This is a genomic window from Woeseia oceani (assembly GCF_001677435.1).
GTDB lineage: Bacteria > Pseudomonadota > Gammaproteobacteria > Steroidobacterales > Woeseiaceae > Woeseia > Woeseia oceani.
In genome coordinates this window covers 2,901,031-2,920,208 of the sequence record NZ_CP016268.1, presented here as the reverse complement: position 1 = coordinate 2,920,208, position 19,178 = coordinate 2,901,031, and the positions used below count along the sequence as shown (strand labels likewise).

Sequence of the window (19,178 nt, the reverse complement as noted above, 5' to 3'; positions counted from 1 at the left end):
GGCCTGCTTGTTTGCGGGGTTTGCTGATGTGCCACGCTGGCCGGAAAGCGCTTGGTCTCTGACTTTTCGCCAGACCCAGCTTTGTCTTGACGCGTCAATCGGCGTGCGTTGCTGCGTAGTGGTACTGTGCGTTTACCCGATACAGCCAGTCCGGAGCCGTGCCAGCTCTGCTATACATCGAGCCGAAATCGTATGAATAGGTCCCTGGTGAGCAGCGGACACGATGGCAATGCGTTCTTCGGAACGCCGTCGCAGGCCATCCACGTTTCGTTCACCGTTATGTCCGTTGAGTCGTAAATGACACTTACCAAGGTGACGTCAGCATGAACAACTATCCCCGAACATTTTCACATATCGGAATTTCGGTTCCCGACGTTGAAAAGGCCGTTGAATTCTATAGTTCAGTTATGGGCTGGTATCAAATCATGAAACCAACTGTAATTACCGAAGAATCGGACACACCTATTGGACAAATGTGTATCGACGTCTTCGGTAGCGGTTGGGGTTCTTTCAAGATTGCGCACATGTCCACTGGCGACCGAATAGGCGTGGAAATTTTCGAGTTCAAGAACAACGAACGGCCGAAAGATTTCGAATACTGGAAGACGAGCACGTTTCATTTCTGCGTGCAGGACCCGGATATCGAGGGACTCGTCAAGAAGATCGTGGCGCACGGTGGCAAACAGCGAATGCCTATTCGCGAATATTACCCGGGCGAGAAGCCGTACAAGATGGTCTACGTAGAAGACCCTTTCGGCCTTATTTTCGAGGTCTACTCGCACAGCTATGAGCTTACCTATTCGAAGGGCGCTTATTAGCTGTCACCGGTTCGCTGCCGCAGTAACGTTGTCATTGTCGAACAGTCCTCTATGTACCTGAATGGGGGCTTTCGCTAGAATTCCCGGTAGCCGGCTTGCTACAGACCGCTACCGGCGGAAACATGACGGTCTATGGGTGATTTTGTATAAGCCGCTCCTGGCTAATCTCGCTACCAAGGCGGGCCCCAATGCAGCAAGTAGACAAACAAAAGAATTACGAACTGGCAGAGGCGCTGCTGGCGGAGCAAAACTTTGCGGCAGCGCTCATTGTGGGTGCAATTGCCATGCTGCTTGCTGCCACTGCTTACGGGCTCACCACCGTGGTATGGCCGTTTTCGTACGGATTCGCGGCGGCTGGCATCGGTATCGTGATCGGCTTTTCAATGCAGTATCTCGGGCGGGGTATTCAGATGAGGTTCGCGGTGGCAGCTGCCCTGTACACGATCGCGGCTTGTGTCCTCGGCAATGTGATCCGGGCCATCTTGAGCGCTGGACGATCGCCGCTGCACGTAATCGGCAGTGATGATTTTGCGGAGTATGTTCAGACCGGCTTGGCTTACGTATCGTTCGTCGACCTGGTGTTCTGGTTTGTAGCAATCTGGTTTGCGATTTTTCTCGCGAGACGGCCACTGTCGCGGGAGGAGATTACAGCAATCAGCCTGTACGAACTTAAGGCCTGAATCGGGCTATTCCCTGCGATCTGCCGCTCGGCCGGTTAGCGATTGAAATCGGTGTGCGCGTGTTGCGGCATTGCAGCCAAGGCCATCCACTGTCTTGATTTCGGGATGCCAAAGGAGTTTGGCGGGATTGCGGTCAGTGTTAGTCTTTTTGGCGTACTACAGAATTCGAAACTGGCAACGAGGAAATGCAATGGTTTATGCGGCACTGGTGTTCGGCCTGCTGGGTGTTGTTGCCTATGTGAGGTTGGACAAGCTGATCAAGACGCTGAAAGAGCAAGGGGTATTGCGCCCGGATTACAAAGAAGAATAGGGCTCGTGATCTGACCGGTCTTCCGCAGCCGCCTTTGGCCGTTTACGGCGGTTTGGGCTCCGCTTGATCGTCAGACTTCACCGATCAGCATTCACGGCGGGTATCTTGTGGTAACGCCACCAGTGCTTTCGTTGACTGTGAATGTCCCGAACTGCCGCGCTGAACATCATTGGCCAGCGGACGGAGAATGTGCTGTTACGCGTGAGCCAGGAGGAACCCGGACACACGACTGAGCCCCTCTTGCAGAATCGCCCGGTCGTTTGCATAGCCGATGCGGATATGGCCTTCCATATCAAACGCCGAGCCCGGCGTGAACATGACGCCGGTTTCCTTGAGCAGAGTGACACAGAACTCTCGCGAGCTCATGGGCAGATCGTATTTCAGCAATGCTGTAGTGCCGGAACGCGGTTTTACCCACGACAGACGGGGTTCACCGTGTAGCCATTCTTCGAGCAGCGCGAGGTTGCCACGGGTGATGGACTGGCTCCGCGCCAACACTTTGTCGCGATGTTCCAGTGCCAACGCAGCAAAATGGTCATCGATCACGCCGACGGAAATGGTGTCGTAATCACGGTGGATGGATACCGCCTCGATCACCTCACGCGGTGCGGCTATCCAGCCCAGTCGCAGGCCTGCAAGCGCGTAGGCTTTGGACATGCCCGCCGTGCTGATGCCTTTCTCGTAGATGTCAGCGATGGAATCCGTCATGCCGGAACCGGTTTGGTCGGTGCCACGGTAGACCTCGTCGCACAGGACCCAGGCGTTCGCGGCGCGTGCGATAGAAGCGATTTCCGTCAACATCGACCGGTCCATGAGCGCGCCGGTCGGGTTGTTGGGGTTGTTGATCGCTATCAGCCGGGTGCCGGAAGTGACCAGCGCACGTAATGCGTCGAGATCGGGGAGGAAGTTGTCTTCTTCGCGGAGTTTGAGCGTGTGCACGTCAGCACCGATGCTGGCCGGAATTGAGTAGTGCTGCTGATAGGTTGGCACCACCGCGACCACGCGCTCCCCGCAAGCGACGAGGGCTTTGTGAACCAGCATGTTGGCGCCGATCGTGCCGTGGGTGACTACGACATTGTCCGTTTTCTGCCGGTCGTACAGCGCGCAAATTGCTGTGCGCAGTCGTTCCGACCCGTCGATCTCGCCATAACCCAGCCTTACTGACAGCAGACCCGAAAGTTCCGACTCACCCTTGCCGGCCAGTTCCAGCAGTTCACCCAGGGTGAGGCTGTCAACGCAGGTTTCGGCCAGATTCCATTCGCAGCGGGTTTCCCATTCGTTCATCCATATTTCGACGGCAAAGGGTTCGATATGCATAGGTCACGGTCTCTTGTCAGGTTGAGTTGCGTTGGCGAAGGCGATGACAATCGTGTCCGGCCCGAAACCCGCGCAGCACATGGCGGCACATTCCGCTGCGGACAAGCTGCACGTTCCAGCTAGGGGGCCGGTTAGTTTGCTGCCGGATAATTCAGCCGCCTGTGCGCGCCAGGCGCCCAGTGTCGCATAAACCGTTCGGCAAGCTCACGAACAGGGCGTCACGGCCCTGCTGTAGTCCGCCTTGCGCAATTCCGATCAGCGTGACCAATATCGCCAGGGGTGATGCGATGCGCGTGCGTACGTACAATGGCCGCTTGCCGTGGCGATCAGGTCGCCAATCTGAACGATGCGCTGAATGCTTGCTGCAGCCGCAGGCCAACCGCCGTAACAGGAAACAGGAATGAAGATAGCGGAAATCTGGCGGTACCCGGTAAAGTCCATGCAGGGGGAGCAGCTTAAGCAAGCGGAAGTCGGCCCCGCTGGTATCCAGGGAGACCGGCAATGGGCAGTGGTCGATGCGGAGACCGGCGTATCGTTGAGCGCAAAGCGATACCCGAAACTGCTTACGTGCCGCGCGACTACCGGCGAGAATGCGGTAACGATCACGTTGCCGTGCGGTCGCGACGTTTCAGCCGGCTCGGCAGAGGCTGCGAGTGGCCTCTCTGAGTTGCTGGGGCGACAGGTCACTACACGTTCCGCGGGAAACAACACGACGATACAGCACGAATTTCCGACCTCGCCGACGGACGGTGAGGGCGAACCATTCCTGTACGAGCCCGGGCTGAGCGCGTTCTTTGACAGTGTGCCGCTGCAGATGCTGACCACCGCGACGCTGAAAAAGTTGACGGCACTGCTGCCCGATTCAACCATTCATCCGGCGCGTTTCCGGCCCAACTTTCTGGTCGAATGTGATGAAATCGGCTTTATCGAAAACGAATGGCTGGCAAAGGACATCGTCCTCGACTCACTGACGTGCCAGGTGCATGACGACACCCGGCGCTGCATCATGGTGACGATGAGCCAGCGCGAGCTGCCACGTGATATGAATGTAATCCGGACTGTCCTGAAGAGTAACGAAGGCAGGGCCGGCGTTGCGCTTAGAACAAAGAGTGCCGCTATTGTGCGCAGTGGAGCGACCGTGAACGTTCAGTCCTAGTTGCCAGCAACTCTGCATGGCGCTGTAAACAATGCACCCACTGTGCCGTGTCCAGCGACCGGAGTGAAAATGGTTATGCAAAATGAACATCCATGCGCTATGGCGTTAAGCGCACAGTCGCCTAACGTGATTTCTTGGTCGACTCGCATTCTGGCTCGCTCACGCTGGCGAGTTCCTTGCGCTTTGTGCGCCGCGTTGCCGGCCAGCGCGTCAGCGTCGAATTTTGGCGATCTGCCCTCGGTGTTGCCGGTCTTCTGGGTTGGGCTTTGTGTGTCGTTGGTCGTGGCCGTCATCAAGTCACAGGTGCCAGCAACGGAGCAACGCGCGGCCAGGTTCAGCGTCGGCAGGTTGCTGGCTGTGTTTGCAATTGGCGCGTTCATCAGTTTCCTGATTCTGGTCGCATCTTTTGTGGCAACCTTCAACTGATGGCAGGGTTCCGTGGTGACCAATGTTGTGCCATGGCGGTTCAAAAGTTGTAGCCTCCTGGTGTGTTGTGTATCGCTGGCGCTGTCACGTGCCGGCCATCCTTCGGAAGTGAGGACGACCTCACCGCTCCACCCTTGATCGGGGACGACCCCAATTGTCGAAGAGGACGTACTGTGGCTTGGGTAATTCTGGTTATCGCGGGATTGTTTGAGGTCGCCTGGGCGATCGGCTTGAAATACACAGAAGGCTTCAGTCGCCTGTGGCCATCGGTGTGGACGGTACTCGCCATGGCCGTCAGCCTTTGGATGCTCGGCATGGCCATGAAATCTCTGCCGGTTGGCACTGCGTACAGCGTTTGGGTTGGTGTTGGCGCGCTCGGTACGGTATTACTCGGAATCGTGCTGTTCGACGAGCCCACCAATGCAGCACGGCTGGTCAGTGTCGGTCTGATTTTCGCTGGCATCGTCGGGCTCAAACTGGCTACGCCCGTCTGACAATCTGGCACGGCTGGTAACGAGGCCTTGCGGAATTCCGGTTTCGTGTTTCACCTACAACGATAAGAAAAATGGAAGATGACATCTATGAATAACAACGAAGAAATTGCCAAGGGCATTTACGCAGCGTTTGCGACGGGCGATATTCCGACTGTCCTGGGCGTTATGGCCAAGGACATACACTGGACGGAGGCGGCGGGTGGACCCTACGGCGGCGTGTCCATCGGACCGGATGCGGTGCTTGAGAACGTGTTCAAACGGTTGGGTACGGAGTGGCACGGCTTTTCAGCTGTACCTCGTGAGTATATTGCCAACGACGACACTGTTGTGGTGATTGGCGAGTACAGCGCCACGTACAAGGCGACCGGCAAGAGCTTCAAGGCACCTTACGCGCATGTCTGGAAGTTTGCCGACGGCAAGGCGGTGTCGTTCGAGCAGTTCACTGATACGGCTGTGCATCTGCAGCCCTTGCTGGCCTAGTTCGATTGCGGTGGCGCTTGCAGACAGAAACTCGTCTCGCTCCGCCAGCGCCGCACGCGGTTTGACGAGATTGTCCGGTTCCGGGTGGCTCCGGGCAATCTCGCCGCGCACGAAGCTCATCGTGTATTACGGCACCGCGATGGCAGGCGGTGCAATGCTGCTCGACTGGTTCGAAGTGCAGTTTTTGACACGGCGGTACCCGATTGAAATCTATGTCGTGGTTCTGTGCTTCTTGTTCACCGGCTTGGGTGTTTGGCTCGGTCACCGGCTGACCCGACGCCGGTCGTGCACCTCAACCGGTGTTAACAGCGCCGCTCTGAACTACCTTGGCATCAGTCGCCGTGAGCAGGAGGTGCTGGCCTTGCTGGCCGAGGGTCGCTCGAACCAGGAGATAGCCGATGCGCTGTTCGTGTCCGTCAACACAGTCAAGACTCATCTGCAGAGTCTCTACCAGAAACTCGACGTGGCCCGGCGTGGGCAAGCCGTGGAAAAGGCCCGTTCGCTGAAGCTCGTTGGGTAAATCGCACCTGAGGCGGTTTGAGGGCACTAATTCGGGTGATTTTCGCCAAATCACCCCTACGGGTGACGACCCGGCGTACCGTGTCGGGCACGATTCAGACTGCGGACCAGGAGGTGCAGCGTGATCAAACTGGCGGGTATTTACGGGATCATCACGGGGCTGGTGATCATTGTCATCAGTACCCTCAGCTACGAACTCGGCGTAGCGTCGGTCTGGCTCGGGTACCTGATAATGCTGATCGCCTTCAGCGTGATCTTCGTCGCGGTGAAACAACACCGGGACCAGGCGCTCGGCGGCATCATCCGTCGCCGCACGGCATTCGCTGTCGGCCTTGGCATCACGGTCGTGGCCAGTGTCGTGTACGTCGCGGTCTGGGAGCTTTATCTTGCGGTCACCGACTACGTATTCATCGATGAGTACATCGCCTCGATTCTGGCAGACAAGCGGGCCGCCGGGGCGTCGCCAGCTGAACTCGCTGCAGCGGTTGCGGAAACGGACAAGATGCGCGCCATGTACGCCAGTCCCTGGCAGCGTTTGCCGATCACTTTCATCGAGATATTCCCGGTCGGTGTGCTGATGAGCCTGATCGCGGCGTTCGCACTCAAAGACAGCGCCGTGCTGAGAGCGGACTAGCCCGGGTACCAGGCAGTGGGTCTTTAATCAAAATGACAGGGGTGATGCCATGCAACTGGGAAACTTTTCTATCAGCCTGAGTGTTAAAAATCTGCAGGCTTCAAAGGATTTCTACCTGAAGCTGGGTTTCAGTGTGCACGGTGGTCATGAGGAGCAGGGCTGGCTGGTGCTGCGCAACGGGAGCTGCACAATCGGGCTGTTTCAGGGCATGTTTGACAAGAACATTCTCACGTTCAACCCGGGCTGGAATGAACAAGCCGAGCCACTGGACGAGTTTACCGACGTGCGGTCTTTGCAAAAGTCACTCAAAGCCAAGGGGGTTAGCCTGGCGAGTGAGGCCGACGAGAGCAGCACCGGACCAGCCAGCTTCACGTTGCTCGACCCGGACGACAACCCGATCCTCATCGATCAGCACGTCTGAGCCGTTGCGGCGATCGTGGCAGCAGCGCGCTCCCGCCCACATTCTGTGACCCTGCAAGTCTTCGCTCTGCCGACCCCTTCCTGCTGATGCGGGCCACTGGCCTTTGTTAGCAGTAGAATGGCAGCGAAGACTGACCAGGAGGTAACAATGGCTGCAGACACTCTCGCCGCGCTGATCTGGCGTTTTATCGGTATTGCACTTATTGCAACGGCACTGCCCGGCGTGCTGCTTCTGACCACAGGTGTGGTTGCGAGCATGGGCAGCGGCGGGCAATCGTCCGGCCTGTTCGCGGAAGGCGCCATGGCGATGTCCTTGCTCAACACGTTGTTAATCGTCGTGGGCCTGATCGTGATCAGTTCCAGCAAGAACCTCGGCATACTGACGGCGCGCGGGCTGTAATGCGTACCGGCGGCTGCCATTGCGGGGCAGTGCGATTCGCGTTCGACACCGAGCCGCGCGACATTGGCTATTGTCACTGCTCGCACTGCCGTCGGCTTACAGGTTCGGCATTTGCGGCGTACTGCGAGGTGCCGGACAGCAATCTGAACGTTACTGCCGGCCTTGAGCGCATCGTTCGTTACGCGGCAACGGCCAAACTGGATAAGCACTTCTGTGGCGCTTGTGGTGTTACGCTCTTTACCCGGCATCGCAGTTTCGCGGGCAGCACTTACGTCGCGCTCGGCGTGCTGGATGACGATGCGGGTATCGCACCGGCTTACCATCAGTTTGTCGCCTCAAAAGCCAAGTGGTACGAGATTGACGATGCATTGCCGCAATTCGCCGAATGGGACGATGACCCCCGATGCGAGTCCACAGCGAAATCCGATTGATTCACTGGCAGCCGGTTGTGGTTGCCTGTGTCGTACGAGCCTTACAACTTTGGATAATCACGCTATGAAGCTCAGCCAAACTCGCAATAATTCCGGTAGCGCACTGTTTCTATCGGTATTGCTGATCACTAGCGTTTTGCTGTCAGCCTGTTCGAAGCCGGTGTTTACATTTCGTGGCTACGCGGCGGATGCAACGTGCAGCGCTATCGTGCGAGCGGAGCAGCAGGCCGGCGCTGAGGTGGTCGGCCAGCGCCAGCAGGATATGGAGACGCTGGGTATGCTCAATGTCACTGAGCTTCGCGGTTCGGTGTTTGACTTGCCAATGTTCATCGAAGTTGCCTGCGACGAGAGTGATGTGGCACTCGGTGTCTGGTATCTCGCCGCCGTCAATAATCAGAATGAGCAGGCGGCCGCTTACGAGCGGTTATCAAGCAACCTTGAAGCGCAGTTCGGTGCGCCGGTGCAAAGCGGTGATGCTGGCTCGCGCTCCAGTCGTTTTCATTGCGATGAACACGGGCTTGTGAGTCTCTACGAAGGTGAGGACGAGCACATGGAAGAGGGCGGTGAGGTGTCGGTGTTCGTCGACCTGAGGCCCGACCTGTGCTGACAGTGTCGGGAGCAGTGTGCCGCCTGAAAAGCATTGTTAGTCAATAGGTTGTAAATTATCCTGAGCGCTGCTTGAGGTGCCTGTCAGGCCGCTGCTGTGACGAGAAAACGCATGTGCCCCCAGACGACGACACTCTACCGGCCGGTGGGCCCGCAGGAACTCGCCCTGATCGAGGCTGCCGATTTCAGCGCCTTTCCGCCAAGACTGCCCGAACAGCCGATCTTCTACCCGGTTCTCAACAGGGACTATGCCCGGCAAATCGCCCGGGACTGGAATGTACGCGACAGCGGGGCCGGCTTCGTCACTCGCTTTGACGTCGACAGCGACTACCTGGAGCAGTTTGCGGTACAGGTTGTTGGCGGGTCGCAGCACGCTGAGTTGTGGATACCGGCGGAAGAACTGGCCAACTTCAACACCCATATCATCGGCAAAATCGCCGTGGTCGATTCCTACGGTTCGACGGGCAGTGACGGCGGTGACACGTGACGGCTACGGATGAACTGCCGCAGGGGGTGCGGGAGGCGTTACGTGCCGGACGTAAACTGGAGGCGATCAAACGCCTGCGTGAGCAGCGCAATCTCGGACTCAAAGAAGCCAAAGATTTGATTGATACGTACCTTCGCCAACATCCGCAACGTGGCGCAGATCAGGCCTTTCGCGAGGAAAGTACAGGCGGCCGCCAGCTCGTTATCATTGTGCTCGGTCTGCTGGGTTGGCTCGTGTACCGCTATCTGACCTGATGGGCTACTCGTCATCGCAGTGCCCGGAGTAGTATGGACGCCATGGATATTGCTGAACTCAATGGCTTGCTCGATTTTTTGCGTGGCACGGAAAAACTCAAGAATACGATCCGGCATTGTTATACATCGGAAGGCCGGCTGGAGAGTGTTGCTGAACACAGCTGGCGTTTGTGCATGATGGCGTTGCTGGTTGAGGAGCACTTTCCCGAGATCAACTTTTCTCGCCTGGTCAAGATCTGCCTGATTCACGATCTCGGTGAAGCAATCAGCGGTGATATCCCGGCGCCGGAACAGGTTGGTATGCCGGATAAGTCCGCTGCTGAGCGTCGGGATCTTCTGCAGTTGCTTGAGCCGCTGCCTGGCCGGCTGCAAGAGGAAATCACCGGACTGTGGGATGAGTACGAGCGTGCGGAAACGGCTGAAGCGCGGCTGGCAAAAGGGCTCGATAAACTGGAGACCATACTTCAGCATATCCAGGGAAAGAATCCGGACGGCTTCGACTACCGCTTCAACTTGCACTACGGCAAACGTTACACCGAGGATAACCCGCTAACGGCGACATTGCGCAGCATGCTCGATGTGGAAACGGAGCAGCGGGCCCTCGATGCAGAAGCGCGATTGTTGAAATAACGGTCGCGACCGGGTTTGTCCCCGATCGCTGGCTGGCCGTTCGGTTACGGTCTCTGCAATGCCCGTGCTAGCCAGCGAATAAGGATGACACCTGTAGCGATCCTGCGTAGCGACACTATTACTGGGGTCCATTTGCCCGTTTCCCGGCACTGCCCTAGGATGCGTGGCAACTACCGTGGCCACCTGAGTGCCGTTGAATGATCCCGATAGATGTACTTGGTGCATTTTTTGTAGTGAGCGTATTGCTGGCGCTTGCGCCGGGGCCGGACAATATTTTTGTCTTGACCCAGTCAGCACTGGGTGGTGCCCGTGCCGGCCTGATTGTCACGGCCGGTCTGTGTACCGGGCTTATCGTGCATACCACAGCGGTGGCGCTGGGCATCGCGGTAATCTTTCAAACATCAGCCGTTGCGTTCACGGCGCTGAAGGTTGCCGGTGCCCTGTATTTGCTTTATCTCGCCTGGCAAGCCTTCAGAGCAGGCGCGAGCGCATTGACGGTCAAAGAGCAGCCGGCTCTGACGTTGCGGCAGTTGTATGTGCGCGGAATCGTAATGAACGTGACGAATCCAAAGGTGTCTATTTTCTTCCTGGCTTTCTTGTCGCAGTTTGTCAGTCCGGAACGCGGTTCCGTGGTGGTGCAAATTCTGATTCTCGGCGCGGTCTTTGCGGTAGCGACAGTGCTCGTGTTCGGCTCTGTTGCCATATTCGCAGGCTCGGTCGGTGCGGTCCTGCGCCGTTCGGGCAGCGCGCAACGGATCTTGAACCGGGTAGCCGGCACCGTATTTGCCGGGCTGGCGATCAAACTGTTGGTGGCCGAACGATGATCAAACTAACGGGCGCGTAAGCCGGATTATGGCTGGGTATTCTGCAACCCCGCTGGCTCGCAAGCTGGGCATTCGCGAAGGGGCGCGCGTGCGCCTGAAGAACGAGCCCGAACACTACCAGCAACTACTGGCTCCGTTGCCGGCCGGGGTGACATTCTCGACGCGTTTGCGAACCGATGTCGATCTTTGCCATTTCTTCACTCGGGAGGAGCGCGAGCTGCGCCGCACATTGCCGGTTCTGCTCACCGTTATTCGGCAAAACGGATGCATCTGGGTGTCATGGCCGAAGCGGGCATCGGGCGTGGCCACCGATATCACCGAGGATACGATCAGGGAAGTCGCATTGCCGCTTGGGCTGGTGGACGTCAAGGTTTGTGCCGTAGACGAAACCTGGTCTGGTCTAAAGCTGGTCATCCGCAAAGAGCTGCGTACCGGGCTGTGATACTGCCCCGGGAAGTGCCTGTGGCAAACAGCAGGGGATAGCTCGGGTACACTTTGTGATTCGTGTCCGGCGACCTTTCAGTCGGGACAATAAACCAGGGAAGAGATGAGTATAGAAATACGGGATGCAACAACTGATGATGGTGATGCGATGCTGGCGCTTTTGCCGCGGCTTGCCGCTTTTGAGATACCGGCGCACCGCAAAGCTGAACACCTTTGGACCGGCGATGCCGCGTTATTGCGCGAATGGTTGGCCGGCGATGCGCCACAATGCCTGGTGCAGGTCGCTGTTTCTGCAGGGAAAATAGTGGGCATGACCCTGACTACGTTGCGCCCGGACCTGCTGAGCCATGAGCCGGGTGCGCACCTTGAGGTGATCGTGGTCGCGGTCGAAGCGGAGGGTAGCGGGGCGGGCAAAGCGTTGTTGGCTGAAGCCGAGTTGAACGCGCGGCGGCACGGCGCAAAGGCGATGACGTTGCACGTAATCGAAAGTAACCGCCGCGCCCGCGCAGTATACGAACATTGTGGATACGCGCCGGAACTGCTCCGCTACATAAAGGAATTATGAATGCAAAGCAGGCTGCAACGTTGGAGTCTACCCAGTGAGTGACGGCTTTGCCGGACGCAAGGTTCTGGTAACAGGCGCATCGCGCGGGATTGGCCGGGCCATTGCGCAGGCATTTGCCGCTCGCGGGGCGACGGTCGCGCTGAACTATCGCGGCAACAAGGTGGCCGCCGAGGAGGCACTTGCGTCGCTCGCTGGCGCTGGACATTGTCTGATCAAAGCGGATGTAGCGACCACTGACGGTTCCCTGCGCGTTGTCGAACAGGCGATTCGCAATTTGTCCGGTCTGGACACCGTGGTTAACAATGCCGGTGTTTTCGAGGCACACGCACCGTTGGATACGGCGTTGGTCGACTGGATGGCTGCATGGCAACGAACGCTGGCGACCAACCTGACCGGCCCCGCTAACGTGTGCTGGGCGGCGGCGCGGCACATGGCGGCCAATGGTGGTGGTCGTATCATTAATGTGACGTCCCGCGGTGCCTTTCGGGGCGAGCCCGACGCACCCGCCTACGGGGCGAGCAAGGCCGCTTTGAACTCGCTCACCCAATCACTGGCAATCGCATTGGCAGCGAAACAGATTTACGTAGCGGCTGTTGCTCCCGGTTTTGTCGAGACCGATATGGCGACTGCCTCGCTGCAAGGCGAGTCAGGTGACGCCATTCGGGCGCAAAGCCCGCTCGGTCGGGTTGCCCGGCCAGAGGAAGTTGCGGCTGCCGTGTTGTTTCTGGCATCCGCTGGCGCTGAGTTTTCCACCGGCGCGATCATCGACGTTAATGGCGCCTCGTATTTACGTAGCTGAGAACCGCATGAACAACGATACTGACAAATCCACGCCGATATTGCTGTTGCCGTTCGTGCTGTTGTGGCGTTTGCTGGGTTTTGTTATCAGTCTGTGCACCCGGGTCGTAGCCGCGTTATTGGGCCTGACCTTGATGGTGACAGGCGTGGCACTGACGATGAGCGTGATCGGCGCGGTTGTCGGTTTGCCGTTGAGCGTGTTCGGTTTGTTATTGCTGGTACGCGCACTTTTTTAATCGTTAGATAAATCGGGGGGAGCATGGATTGGACGTTGGTATACGGTTTCCTGATCGCGATGGGGCTCTTTGTCGCCGTCTGGTTTGTTTTCGTAGTGCCTTCCGAACGGCGCGACCATGCACGCAAACTGGAAATAGTGCAGAAGCGTATCGCGGAGCGGGAACAGCGCCAGCAGGCGGCGGGTGACACATCGTCAGATACCACGCTGTCGCGAAGCAGTGACCCCTAGATCCGGGCGCGGTGTGCCCGCAGTGCGACCGCCAGGCAATGGCTAAAGAGGCTGGCCGGGTTGTTGGCGAAACTGATCGGCTGGTATTGCGTGAACTAAGCTGCGCTGACGCCGACCTCATTCATTCCGTTTTGAACGACCCGGATTTCCTGCGCTATGTCGGCGATCGTGGCGTGCGTACCGCCGCGGACGCAGAGGCGTATATAGCGGAGCGTATTGCGCCCGGGTACCGGGAATACGGCTACGGCATGTACCGCGTCGAGCGCAAGACAGATGCTGTGGCGGTTGGCATTTGCGGGCTGGTTCGCCGCGCCGGTCTGGACGCGCCGGATCTTGGTTTCGCATTCCTGCCGGCGTTTCGGCGGCAGGGGTTTGCGGCGGAATCGGCCGCACTGGTACTTCGGCAAGCGCGGCATCACCCTGATATTGAGCAGGTTTTTGCGCTTGCGACGCCGGACAATGAGCCCTCAAATGCTTTGCTCTTGCGACTGGGTATGCGCTTCGACCGGCGGCTGACGCTGGCCGGCAACGCAGCGCAGCTGAACCTCTACGTCAGCCGCGAGCAATCACTTTAGCCCGGGGCGCACGGGATTCCACAATGCCATTGGGTGTGACCGCTGAAGCTAGTAAGCTTCAGCGTCCGGACCGGGAACAGACAATGATTGAGACAGCGTTTGTCGCATTTGCGACATTTTTTGCGACCGTAGGGCCGCCCGACGTCATGGCCGTATTCGCGGCACTGACAGCGGACGCCTCGCCGCGGATGCGTCGGCGTATCGCTCTGCGCGCAACGTTGATTGCGACCGGCATACTGGTGTTCTTCACATTGGCGGGTGAATTCCTACTGTCGACATTGGGCATTTCCTTGCCGGCGCTGAGGATCGCCGGTGGCATACTTTTGCTGCTGATCGGTATAGAAATGGTTTTCGCGATATCGTCCGGCGCAACCTCCACGACCGCCGAGGAGAACGAGGAGGCGACTGTCCGTCAGGACATCACGGTATTTCCGCTGGCGACACCGTTGATCGCGGGGCCGGGCGCCATGGGTGCGTCGATTCTGCTCATGTCCGATGCGCAAGGTGACTTTCTGTTGCAGACAGCAGTTGTGCTGGCATTGCTGGCGGTCTTGCTCGTGACCTTGATTGGCATGTTGCTGGCGACCCAATTGCAGCGCTTCCTCGGCGTAACGGGGATGCAGGTTATTACCCGGATTCTGGGTGTGCTGCTGACGGCACTGGCTGTGCAGTTCGTACTCGATGGCCTCGCGCAGAGTGGTTTGTTTTAAGGTCGGGAAAACACCAAGAGATTTGATCGATGACTGATTTGACCTGGAAAGAGTTTGAACGCGTGGAGTTGCGAGCCGGCACGATCGTCGCGGCCGAAGCCTTTCCGGAAGCGCGCAAGCCAGCGTACAAGCTTACCGTCGACTTTGGTGACGAGATCGGCATCCGCCGTTCCTCTGCTCAAATCACTGATCACTACACGCTGGATGAACTGGTGGGCAAGCAGGTGATGGGAGTGGTTAATTTTCCTCGTAAACAGATCGGACCGTTTATGTCGGAATGCCTCGTCACCGGATTCATTCAGGCTGACGGTAGTGTGATACTCGCGGTACCTGATCGGCCTTGTCCGAATGGGGTGCGGTTAGCCTGATAGACGCCCAATCTTCGCCTAAGGAGCCGGCATGCAGAATCTTTTTTCCAGTTTTGTGGTGGTCGACCCCGAACTTTCCGCCACTGTGCTACCCGTCGATGAAACCTTCTGGCAGGACCTTGATAAACGCTACGGTACGTTCGCCGGTCACTCGCTCATATCAGCGTACCGTTTCACCACTGACTGGCCGACCTGGGAGCGACACCCGGAAGGCGATGAAATCGTTTGCCTGCTCGCAGGGAGCGCCGACTTGCTGTTGCACGAAGCCGGCGGAGAGCGCCGCGTTTCTCTGAGCGAGGCCGGAGCATTCGTGGTGGTGCCGAAGGGAACCTGGCACACAGCGAAAGTGTCTGAAATGGCGACGATGTTGTTTGTCACGCCCGGCGAAGGCACCGAGAACCGGCAACAGCCAGGTGACTAGAGCATGAGGAGTAACCGCTATGCCACGGTTTAACGCGACCGTACATTGGCGCCGTGGCGACCAGCCCTTTGTGGATAATCGTTACAGTCGTGCTCACGAGTGGCTCTTTGATGGCGGCGCGGTGGTGCCGGCCTCGGCTTCACCGCATATCGTGCCGTTACCAATGTCCGTTGCCGAGAACGTTGACCCGGAAGAAGCGTACGTGGCGTCTCTGGCGAGTTGTCATATGTTGTTTTTTCTCTCGCTCGCCGTGCAACGCGGCATCGTGGTCGATGACTACGTTGATCGGGCGATCGGAAAAATGGGCAAGAACGAAAGGGGCGGCATGATGGTCAGCGAAGTGGTGCTTTTCCCGGAGGCGTCGTACAGCGGCGCGAGTCCATCACGTGAATTGATCGCGACATTGCACGAGGAAGCGCACGAACAATGTTTTATCGCCAACTCAGTGCGCACGGAAATACGCGTTGAACCGGTATCCTGAGTGACGATGAGCAGGAATGACTGAAACGGTGAACGACGCTACCAACCAACAAGTTCCTACAATGAGTGATGACACCACAGACTGGACAGCTCTGCGCGAATTCAAGGCGGTAGACCTGACGGCTTCGTACGTGTTGTCCTGGCATGTGAACGGCGAAGCGTTGTTGCTGGAGCTCGATATATGCCTTGCTCCACAACACCCGTTTTATGAGGAGCCACGGCCTTCCGAGGATGCTTGCATCCGGCCCGGAGTTCTCGAGTTCCCGTATTGCGTGCGCCTGGTTGCTGCGAACCGAACAGCGGATAAAGCTGCCATTGCTGGTTTGGCGAGCCGCCTGGGCCTCGGCCGAATCAACGGGCTGCGGCGTACAGGTGATGGCATCTACGAGTTGCAGGGAAAGTTTGGTGACGTGACGATACACGCAGAGCGACCGATCCTGCGTCTCAAATCCTTAGCGAGCTGAGCATTGTTCCGGGAATAAATATGAACAGAGAAAACAGGATCGACTACATCGAAATTCCTGCACGCGATCCGGCTGCAGTTCAGGTGTTTTTCAAAACGCTGTTCGGCTGGACATTCGAAGACTATGGGCCGGACTACTGTTCATTCAATGATGGCCGGCTCGCGGGAGGCTTTTACCGCGCTGAAAGCCAGGCGACAGTTGCGGCCGGCAGTGTGCTGGTCGTTTTCTACAATGAGGATCTTGAGGCGGCCGTGCAACGGGTGACCGACGCAGGCGGGCGGATCAGCAAGAAAATATTCTCCTTTCCCGGCGGCCGCCGCTTTCATTTTCTGGACCCGTGTGGCAACGAATACGCACTGTGGTCAGAGCGTTGATCGCGTAGTTCGGATCGCGTTGACACGGCTGTAAGCCCGGTTTTCTTTTGACGCGCGTCTCGTCAGTCCGCGTGATTGTAGTCAGGCCGTCTTGCTTTTGCAGTGCGCTACGGCAGTGTGGTTGCTGGTATATACTGAGCACTCACGACCCCGCCTGCGTGGCCGGTCAGTACGAGAGCTCGCGGTAAAGGCGGGTTAATCACCGGCCTGACTTAGGCATCGCCGCACGCAATCCGCCTTGAAATTCGGTGCCGACAAGGAGCCTCGACCCATGCACGAAGAAATTACCCATCCTTTCGTTCAGCACAAGCTGGCGTTGATACGCAACAAAGAGACCGGCCACAAGAAATTCCGCGAACTGGCGACGGAAATTACGATGTTCCTTTGCTATGAAGCGCTGAAGGAAATAAAAGTCGAAAAAGTTACCGTACAGACGCCGATTGCGGAAGCTGCTTGTCATGTGATTGCAGAGGACCTCGTCGTCGTTCCCATACTGCGTGCCGGTGTAGGCATGCTGGAAGGCATACTGGATCTGGCGCCGACGGCGCGGGTCGGCTTTCTCGGTATGTACCGCGATGAAACGACCAAACAACCCGTGGCGTATTACCAGAAGCTTCCGGAGCAGACGAAAGATGGCTTGTGCATAGTCATCGACCCGATGCTGGCTACCGGCGGTTCAACAGCGGCAGCAATTGATGTGTTGAAAGCGGCCGGTGCCAGAAAAATCGTCGTTGTGTGTATCGTCACCTGCCCGGAAGGCCTGCAGACCGTCGAAGCGGCGCACCCGGACGTGACTATCTATACCGCGAGCATTGACGAACGCCTGGACGATCACAAGTACATCGTGCCTGGGCTGGGTGACGCCGGAGATCGCTTGTTTGGTACGCGTTAGATCCTCATACAAACCGTACGTACTGTACCGGGGTATGCAAAGGTGGCTGAAGCTAAAACCCAACGAACCTCGCAAAGCGTTGCGGCATTCCTGAACGCGATCGAAGACCCTCGACGACGGGCTGACAGCAAAGCCTTGTCCGTGATCATGCGTCGCGCCAGCGGCTTTAAACCGGCCATGTGGGGGACCAACATCGTAGGCTTCGGTAGCTACGAGTACCGGTACGCGAGCGGTCGTGCCGGCCGCTGGTTTCTGTGTGGTTTCTCGCCGCGGAAACAGGCATTGACCCTGTACATCATGCCCGGCTTCTCAATGTACGGTTCCTTGATGCAGAAACTGGGCAAGCACAAGACTGGCAAGTCCTGCCTCTACATCAAATCGATGGCCGACATAGACAAGTCGGTACTGGAATTGTTGATCACTGAATCGGTCCAGTTCATGCAGCGCAAGTACGGCCAGTAGTTTGCATTGCCGGGTGCTCGCACCGGTCGGTGACTCCCCATAATTGCGCGTTATGGCATCATTCGTTTTTCGGTATCTGCAAGGTGAATAAAGGCTTAGGAGCAAGGTCATGCGCAGCACTATAAACAAGACGATCGTACTGCCGGCGAAGGCTGATCAGTTGTTCCGGATGTACCTTGACGCTGATGTGCATGCCGCATTCACGGGTGCACCCGCCAGGGTCAGTGATGTAGCAGGCGCACCGTTCGAAGCTTTTGGCGGGTTGTTGAAAGGGACGATGTTAAGCGTCATCAAACCACGTTTGATCGTGCAATCATGGCGTTCGGTCAACTTCGCCGACGATGCGCCCGACTCAACCTTGATACTGTCTTTTTCCGACGAAGATGGCGAAGGTCGTATTGACCTTGTGCATGTCGACGTACCGGAAAACGATTACCAGGGTGTTACCGGTGGATGGGATTCCCGTTACTTTGAACCGTGGCTGTCGTACCTGCAGAACAATTAAGACAGATCTGTCTCTTTGTGACTTGCTGTAACCGCTATAAATACCGTCTCAAATAGGGTTCCTGCGGACCGCCAATTATTTGCACAATTCAATTTCAGGCGTACCATAGCTCCATCTCAAATCTGCTCAATGTCGTCAGCGATTCAGCTGGCGATTTTTGTATCCCAGACTTGTGAGTTCACCGCCGGTCAATCCGGTGTTCATCAAGCCAAGTAAATTGGCAGTTACAAGAGCTAAAGAACGATATGTCAGAGCAAGTTGAAGGAACCGTAAAGTGGTTCAATGATGAAAAGGGTTTTGGCTTTATTGAGCGCGAAGGTGGCAAAGACGTTTTTGTCCATTACAGCGCCATTGCAGGTGACGGCCGGAAGACCCTTCATGAAGGGCAGCGCGTGTCTATGCAAGTAACGCAAGGCCAGAAAGGCCCGCAGGCAGAGAACGTTACACCGCTTTAACAATACGTACTTGCTGCTTGCAGTGAGTACGTACCCACGGCGGTTGTTCCGACGCTGACAATCGTTTTCTGGGCGTTAAATCGCACAGGATTGTACGGCGCGATGAAGCCTGAAGTGCGGCAGTTTTGCTGCGCTTCGGGTTTTTTTGTTTTGGATTCAGGCAGACCGTTACGCTGACTGCTATGGTTAATGCGTTCGACATGCACGATGCAATAGCGAATACGCATGACCGTCGCACCATGCAATGCGCTTGCATCGGCCAACGTCGGTACCAATAAGCAGAATAACGTTGGATAAACCACGAGGAGAACGG

Annotated in this window: 34 protein-coding genes; 32 read left to right on the top strand and 2 right to left on the bottom strand. The window is 57.2% G+C overall.

The genetic code is table 11. The features are described from left to right. Positions 1–323 precede the first annotated feature (323 nt). The 3 genes from BA177_RS13290 to BA177_RS18655 all read left to right on the top strand — a co-directional run bounded on the left by BA177_RS13290 (position 324) and on the right by BA177_RS18655 (position 1,808). Positions 324–818 carry a lactoylglutathione lyase family protein gene (locus BA177_RS13290; RefSeq protein ID WP_068616978.1) on the top strand — a complete coding sequence of 165 codons (495 nt, stop codon included), beginning with the start codon at positions 324–326 and terminating at the stop codon, positions 816–818. Positions 819–1,006: 188 nt separating this feature from the next. Continuing rightward, entirely contained in the window at positions 1,007–1,498 is a 492-nt protein-coding gene (locus BA177_RS13285) for a hypothetical protein (protein ID WP_068616976.1), read from the top strand. 136 nt (positions 1,499–1,634) lie between these two features. Further along, positions 1,635–1,808 carry a hypothetical protein gene (locus tag BA177_RS18655; RefSeq protein WP_156762826.1) on the top strand — a complete coding sequence of 58 codons (174 nt, stop codon included), beginning with the start codon at positions 1,635–1,637 and terminating at the stop codon, positions 1,806–1,808. A 195-nt stretch (positions 1,809–2,003) separates the two neighbouring features. Here BA177_RS18655 and BA177_RS13280 read toward each other — a convergent pair whose 3' ends face one another. Next, positions 2,004–3,125, bottom strand: a complete 1,122-nt coding sequence (locus BA177_RS13280; protein WP_068616975.1) for an aminotransferase — start codon at positions 3,123–3,125, stop codon at positions 2,004–2,006. Between the two features lie 400 nt (positions 3,126–3,525). Between BA177_RS13280 and BA177_RS13270 the strand changes: the two genes are divergently transcribed. The 29 genes from BA177_RS13270 to BA177_RS13125 all read left to right on the top strand — a co-directional run bounded on the left by BA177_RS13270 (position 3,526) and on the right by BA177_RS13125 (position 18,865). Continuing rightward, positions 3,526–4,281, top strand: a complete 756-nt coding sequence (locus BA177_RS13270; protein WP_068616971.1) for an MOSC domain-containing protein — start codon at positions 3,526–3,528, stop codon at positions 4,279–4,281. A 599-nt stretch (positions 4,282–4,880) separates the two neighbouring features. Beyond that, positions 4,881–5,201 (top strand): quaternary ammonium compound efflux SMR transporter SugE, encoded by a 321-nt coding sequence (sugE, locus tag BA177_RS13260; RefSeq protein WP_068616967.1) that lies wholly within the window; start codon positions 4,881–4,883, stop codon positions 5,199–5,201. Between the two features lie 78 nt (positions 5,202–5,279). Next, on the top strand, positions 5,280–5,681 hold the full coding sequence (locus tag BA177_RS13255; protein WP_231892448.1) for a nuclear transport factor 2 family protein: 402 nt from the start codon (positions 5,280–5,282) through the stop codon (positions 5,679–5,681). Positions 5,682–5,802: 121 nt separating this feature from the next. Next, positions 5,803–6,201, top strand: a complete 399-nt coding sequence (locus BA177_RS18650) for a response regulator transcription factor (protein ID WP_197493034.1) — start codon at positions 5,803–5,805, stop codon at positions 6,199–6,201. Positions 6,202–6,321: 120 nt separating this feature from the next. Beyond that, a complete protein-coding gene (locus tag BA177_RS13245; protein ID WP_068616963.1) occupies positions 6,322–6,834 on the top strand; it encodes a DUF4199 domain-containing protein in 513 nt (170 codons plus the stop codon). 49 nt (positions 6,835–6,883) lie between these two features. Further along, a complete protein-coding gene (locus tag BA177_RS13240; RefSeq protein WP_068616961.1) occupies positions 6,884–7,255 on the top strand; it encodes a VOC family protein in 372 nt (123 codons plus the stop codon). Positions 7,256–7,402: 147 nt separating this feature from the next. Continuing rightward, positions 7,403–7,654 (top strand): hypothetical protein, encoded by a 252-nt coding sequence (locus BA177_RS13235; RefSeq protein WP_156762825.1) that lies wholly within the window; start codon positions 7,403–7,405, stop codon positions 7,652–7,654. Continuing rightward, positions 7,654–8,085 carry a GFA family protein gene (locus BA177_RS13230; RefSeq protein ID WP_068616957.1) on the top strand — a complete coding sequence of 144 codons (432 nt, stop codon included), beginning with the start codon at positions 7,654–7,656 and terminating at the stop codon, positions 8,083–8,085. Before BA177_RS13235 ends, BA177_RS13230 begins: the two co-directional genes overlap by 1 nt. Before the next feature lie 64 nt (positions 8,086–8,149). Next, positions 8,150–8,692, top strand: coding sequence for a hypothetical protein (locus tag BA177_RS13225; RefSeq protein WP_068616955.1), 543 nt, complete (start codon positions 8,150–8,152; stop codon positions 8,690–8,692). Positions 8,693–8,803: 111 nt separating this feature from the next. Beyond that, complete coding sequence (locus BA177_RS13220; RefSeq protein ID WP_068616953.1) at positions 8,804–9,178, top strand: hypothetical protein; 375 nt, start codon at positions 8,804–8,806, stop codon at positions 9,176–9,178. Then, positions 9,175–9,432 carry a ribosomal protein L7/L12 gene (locus BA177_RS13215; RefSeq protein ID WP_068616951.1) on the top strand — a complete coding sequence of 86 codons (258 nt, stop codon included), beginning with the start codon at positions 9,175–9,177 and terminating at the stop codon, positions 9,430–9,432. Before BA177_RS13220 ends, BA177_RS13215 begins: the two co-directional genes overlap by 4 nt. 42 nt (positions 9,433–9,474) lie before the next feature. After that, a complete protein-coding gene (locus tag BA177_RS13210; protein WP_068619355.1) occupies positions 9,475–10,062 on the top strand; it encodes an HD domain-containing protein in 588 nt (195 codons plus the stop codon). Between the two features lie 197 nt (positions 10,063–10,259). Then, positions 10,260–10,886 carry a LysE family translocator gene (locus BA177_RS13205; protein ID WP_068616949.1) on the top strand — a complete coding sequence of 209 codons (627 nt, stop codon included), beginning with the start codon at positions 10,260–10,262 and terminating at the stop codon, positions 10,884–10,886. A 28-nt stretch (positions 10,887–10,914) separates the two neighbouring features. Further along, a complete protein-coding gene (locus BA177_RS13200) occupies positions 10,915–11,328 on the top strand; it encodes a DUF3052 family protein (protein ID WP_068616946.1) in 414 nt (137 codons plus the stop codon). A gap of 105 nt (positions 11,329–11,433) precedes the next feature. After that, positions 11,434–11,895 (top strand): GNAT family N-acetyltransferase, encoded by a 462-nt coding sequence (locus BA177_RS13195; RefSeq protein ID WP_068616944.1) that lies wholly within the window; start codon positions 11,434–11,436, stop codon positions 11,893–11,895. 34 nt (positions 11,896–11,929) lie between these two features. Then, on the top strand, positions 11,930–12,694 hold the full coding sequence (locus BA177_RS13190) for an SDR family NAD(P)-dependent oxidoreductase (RefSeq protein ID WP_068616942.1): 765 nt from the start codon (positions 11,930–11,932) through the stop codon (positions 12,692–12,694). A gap of 7 nt (positions 12,695–12,701) precedes the next feature. After that, positions 12,702–12,929 (top strand): hypothetical protein, encoded by a 228-nt coding sequence (locus tag BA177_RS13185; protein WP_068616940.1) that lies wholly within the window; start codon positions 12,702–12,704, stop codon positions 12,927–12,929. A gap of 23 nt (positions 12,930–12,952) precedes the next feature. Further along, complete coding sequence (locus BA177_RS13180) at positions 12,953–13,159, top strand: hypothetical protein (protein ID WP_068616939.1); 207 nt, start codon at positions 12,953–12,955, stop codon at positions 13,157–13,159. A 38-nt stretch (positions 13,160–13,197) separates the two neighbouring features. Continuing rightward, entirely contained in the window at positions 13,198–13,734 is a 537-nt protein-coding gene (locus tag BA177_RS13175; protein ID WP_068616937.1) for a GNAT family N-acetyltransferase, read from the top strand. Positions 13,735–13,817: 83 nt separating this feature from the next. After that, complete coding sequence (locus BA177_RS13170) at positions 13,818–14,444, top strand: MarC family protein (protein WP_068619353.1); 627 nt, start codon at positions 13,818–13,820, stop codon at positions 14,442–14,444. A gap of 29 nt (positions 14,445–14,473) precedes the next feature. After that, positions 14,474–14,812 carry a tRNA-binding protein gene (locus BA177_RS13165; protein ID WP_068616934.1) on the top strand — a complete coding sequence of 113 codons (339 nt, stop codon included), beginning with the start codon at positions 14,474–14,476 and terminating at the stop codon, positions 14,810–14,812. 31 nt (positions 14,813–14,843) lie between these two features. Continuing rightward, entirely contained in the window at positions 14,844–15,233 is a 390-nt protein-coding gene (locus BA177_RS13160) for a cupin domain-containing protein (RefSeq protein ID WP_068616932.1), read from the top strand. Between the two features lie 19 nt (positions 15,234–15,252). Continuing rightward, the gene (locus BA177_RS13155) at positions 15,253–15,714 is read left to right on the top strand and encodes an OsmC family protein (RefSeq protein ID WP_068616930.1); all 462 of its coding nucleotides are present in this window, start codon (positions 15,253–15,255) and stop codon (positions 15,712–15,714) included. Positions 15,715–15,730: 16 nt separating this feature from the next. Next, entirely contained in the window at positions 15,731–16,177 is a 447-nt protein-coding gene (locus BA177_RS13150) for a hypothetical protein (RefSeq protein WP_068616927.1), read from the top strand. Positions 16,178–16,197: 20 nt separating this feature from the next. Continuing rightward, positions 16,198–16,551: a VOC family protein gene (locus tag BA177_RS13145; RefSeq protein ID WP_068616925.1), complete on the top strand. Its 354-nt coding sequence runs from the start codon at positions 16,198–16,200 to the stop codon at positions 16,549–16,551. 271 nt (positions 16,552–16,822) lie between these two features. Further along, complete coding sequence (upp, locus tag BA177_RS13140) at positions 16,823–17,443, top strand: uracil phosphoribosyltransferase (RefSeq protein ID WP_068616923.1); 621 nt, start codon at positions 16,823–16,825, stop codon at positions 17,441–17,443. Positions 17,444–17,485: 42 nt separating this feature from the next. Beyond that, positions 17,486–17,905 carry a DUF1801 domain-containing protein gene (locus BA177_RS13135; RefSeq protein WP_068616919.1) on the top strand — a complete coding sequence of 140 codons (420 nt, stop codon included), beginning with the start codon at positions 17,486–17,488 and terminating at the stop codon, positions 17,903–17,905. Between the two features lie 109 nt (positions 17,906–18,014). Beyond that, entirely contained in the window at positions 18,015–18,410 is a 396-nt protein-coding gene (locus tag BA177_RS13130) for an SRPBCC domain-containing protein (protein WP_068616917.1), read from the top strand. A 245-nt stretch (positions 18,411–18,655) separates the two neighbouring features. Then, entirely contained in the window at positions 18,656–18,865 is a 210-nt protein-coding gene (locus BA177_RS13125; protein ID WP_068616914.1) for a cold-shock protein, read from the top strand. On the opposite strand, the gene BA177_RS13120 is transcribed toward BA177_RS13125, so the two are convergent. Then, positions 18,862–19,128 (bottom strand): hypothetical protein, encoded by a 267-nt coding sequence (locus BA177_RS13120; RefSeq protein WP_197493029.1) that lies wholly within the window; start codon positions 19,126–19,128, stop codon positions 18,862–18,864. The genes BA177_RS13125 and BA177_RS13120 overlap by 4 nt on opposite strands. Positions 19,129–19,178: the final 50 nt, after the last annotated feature.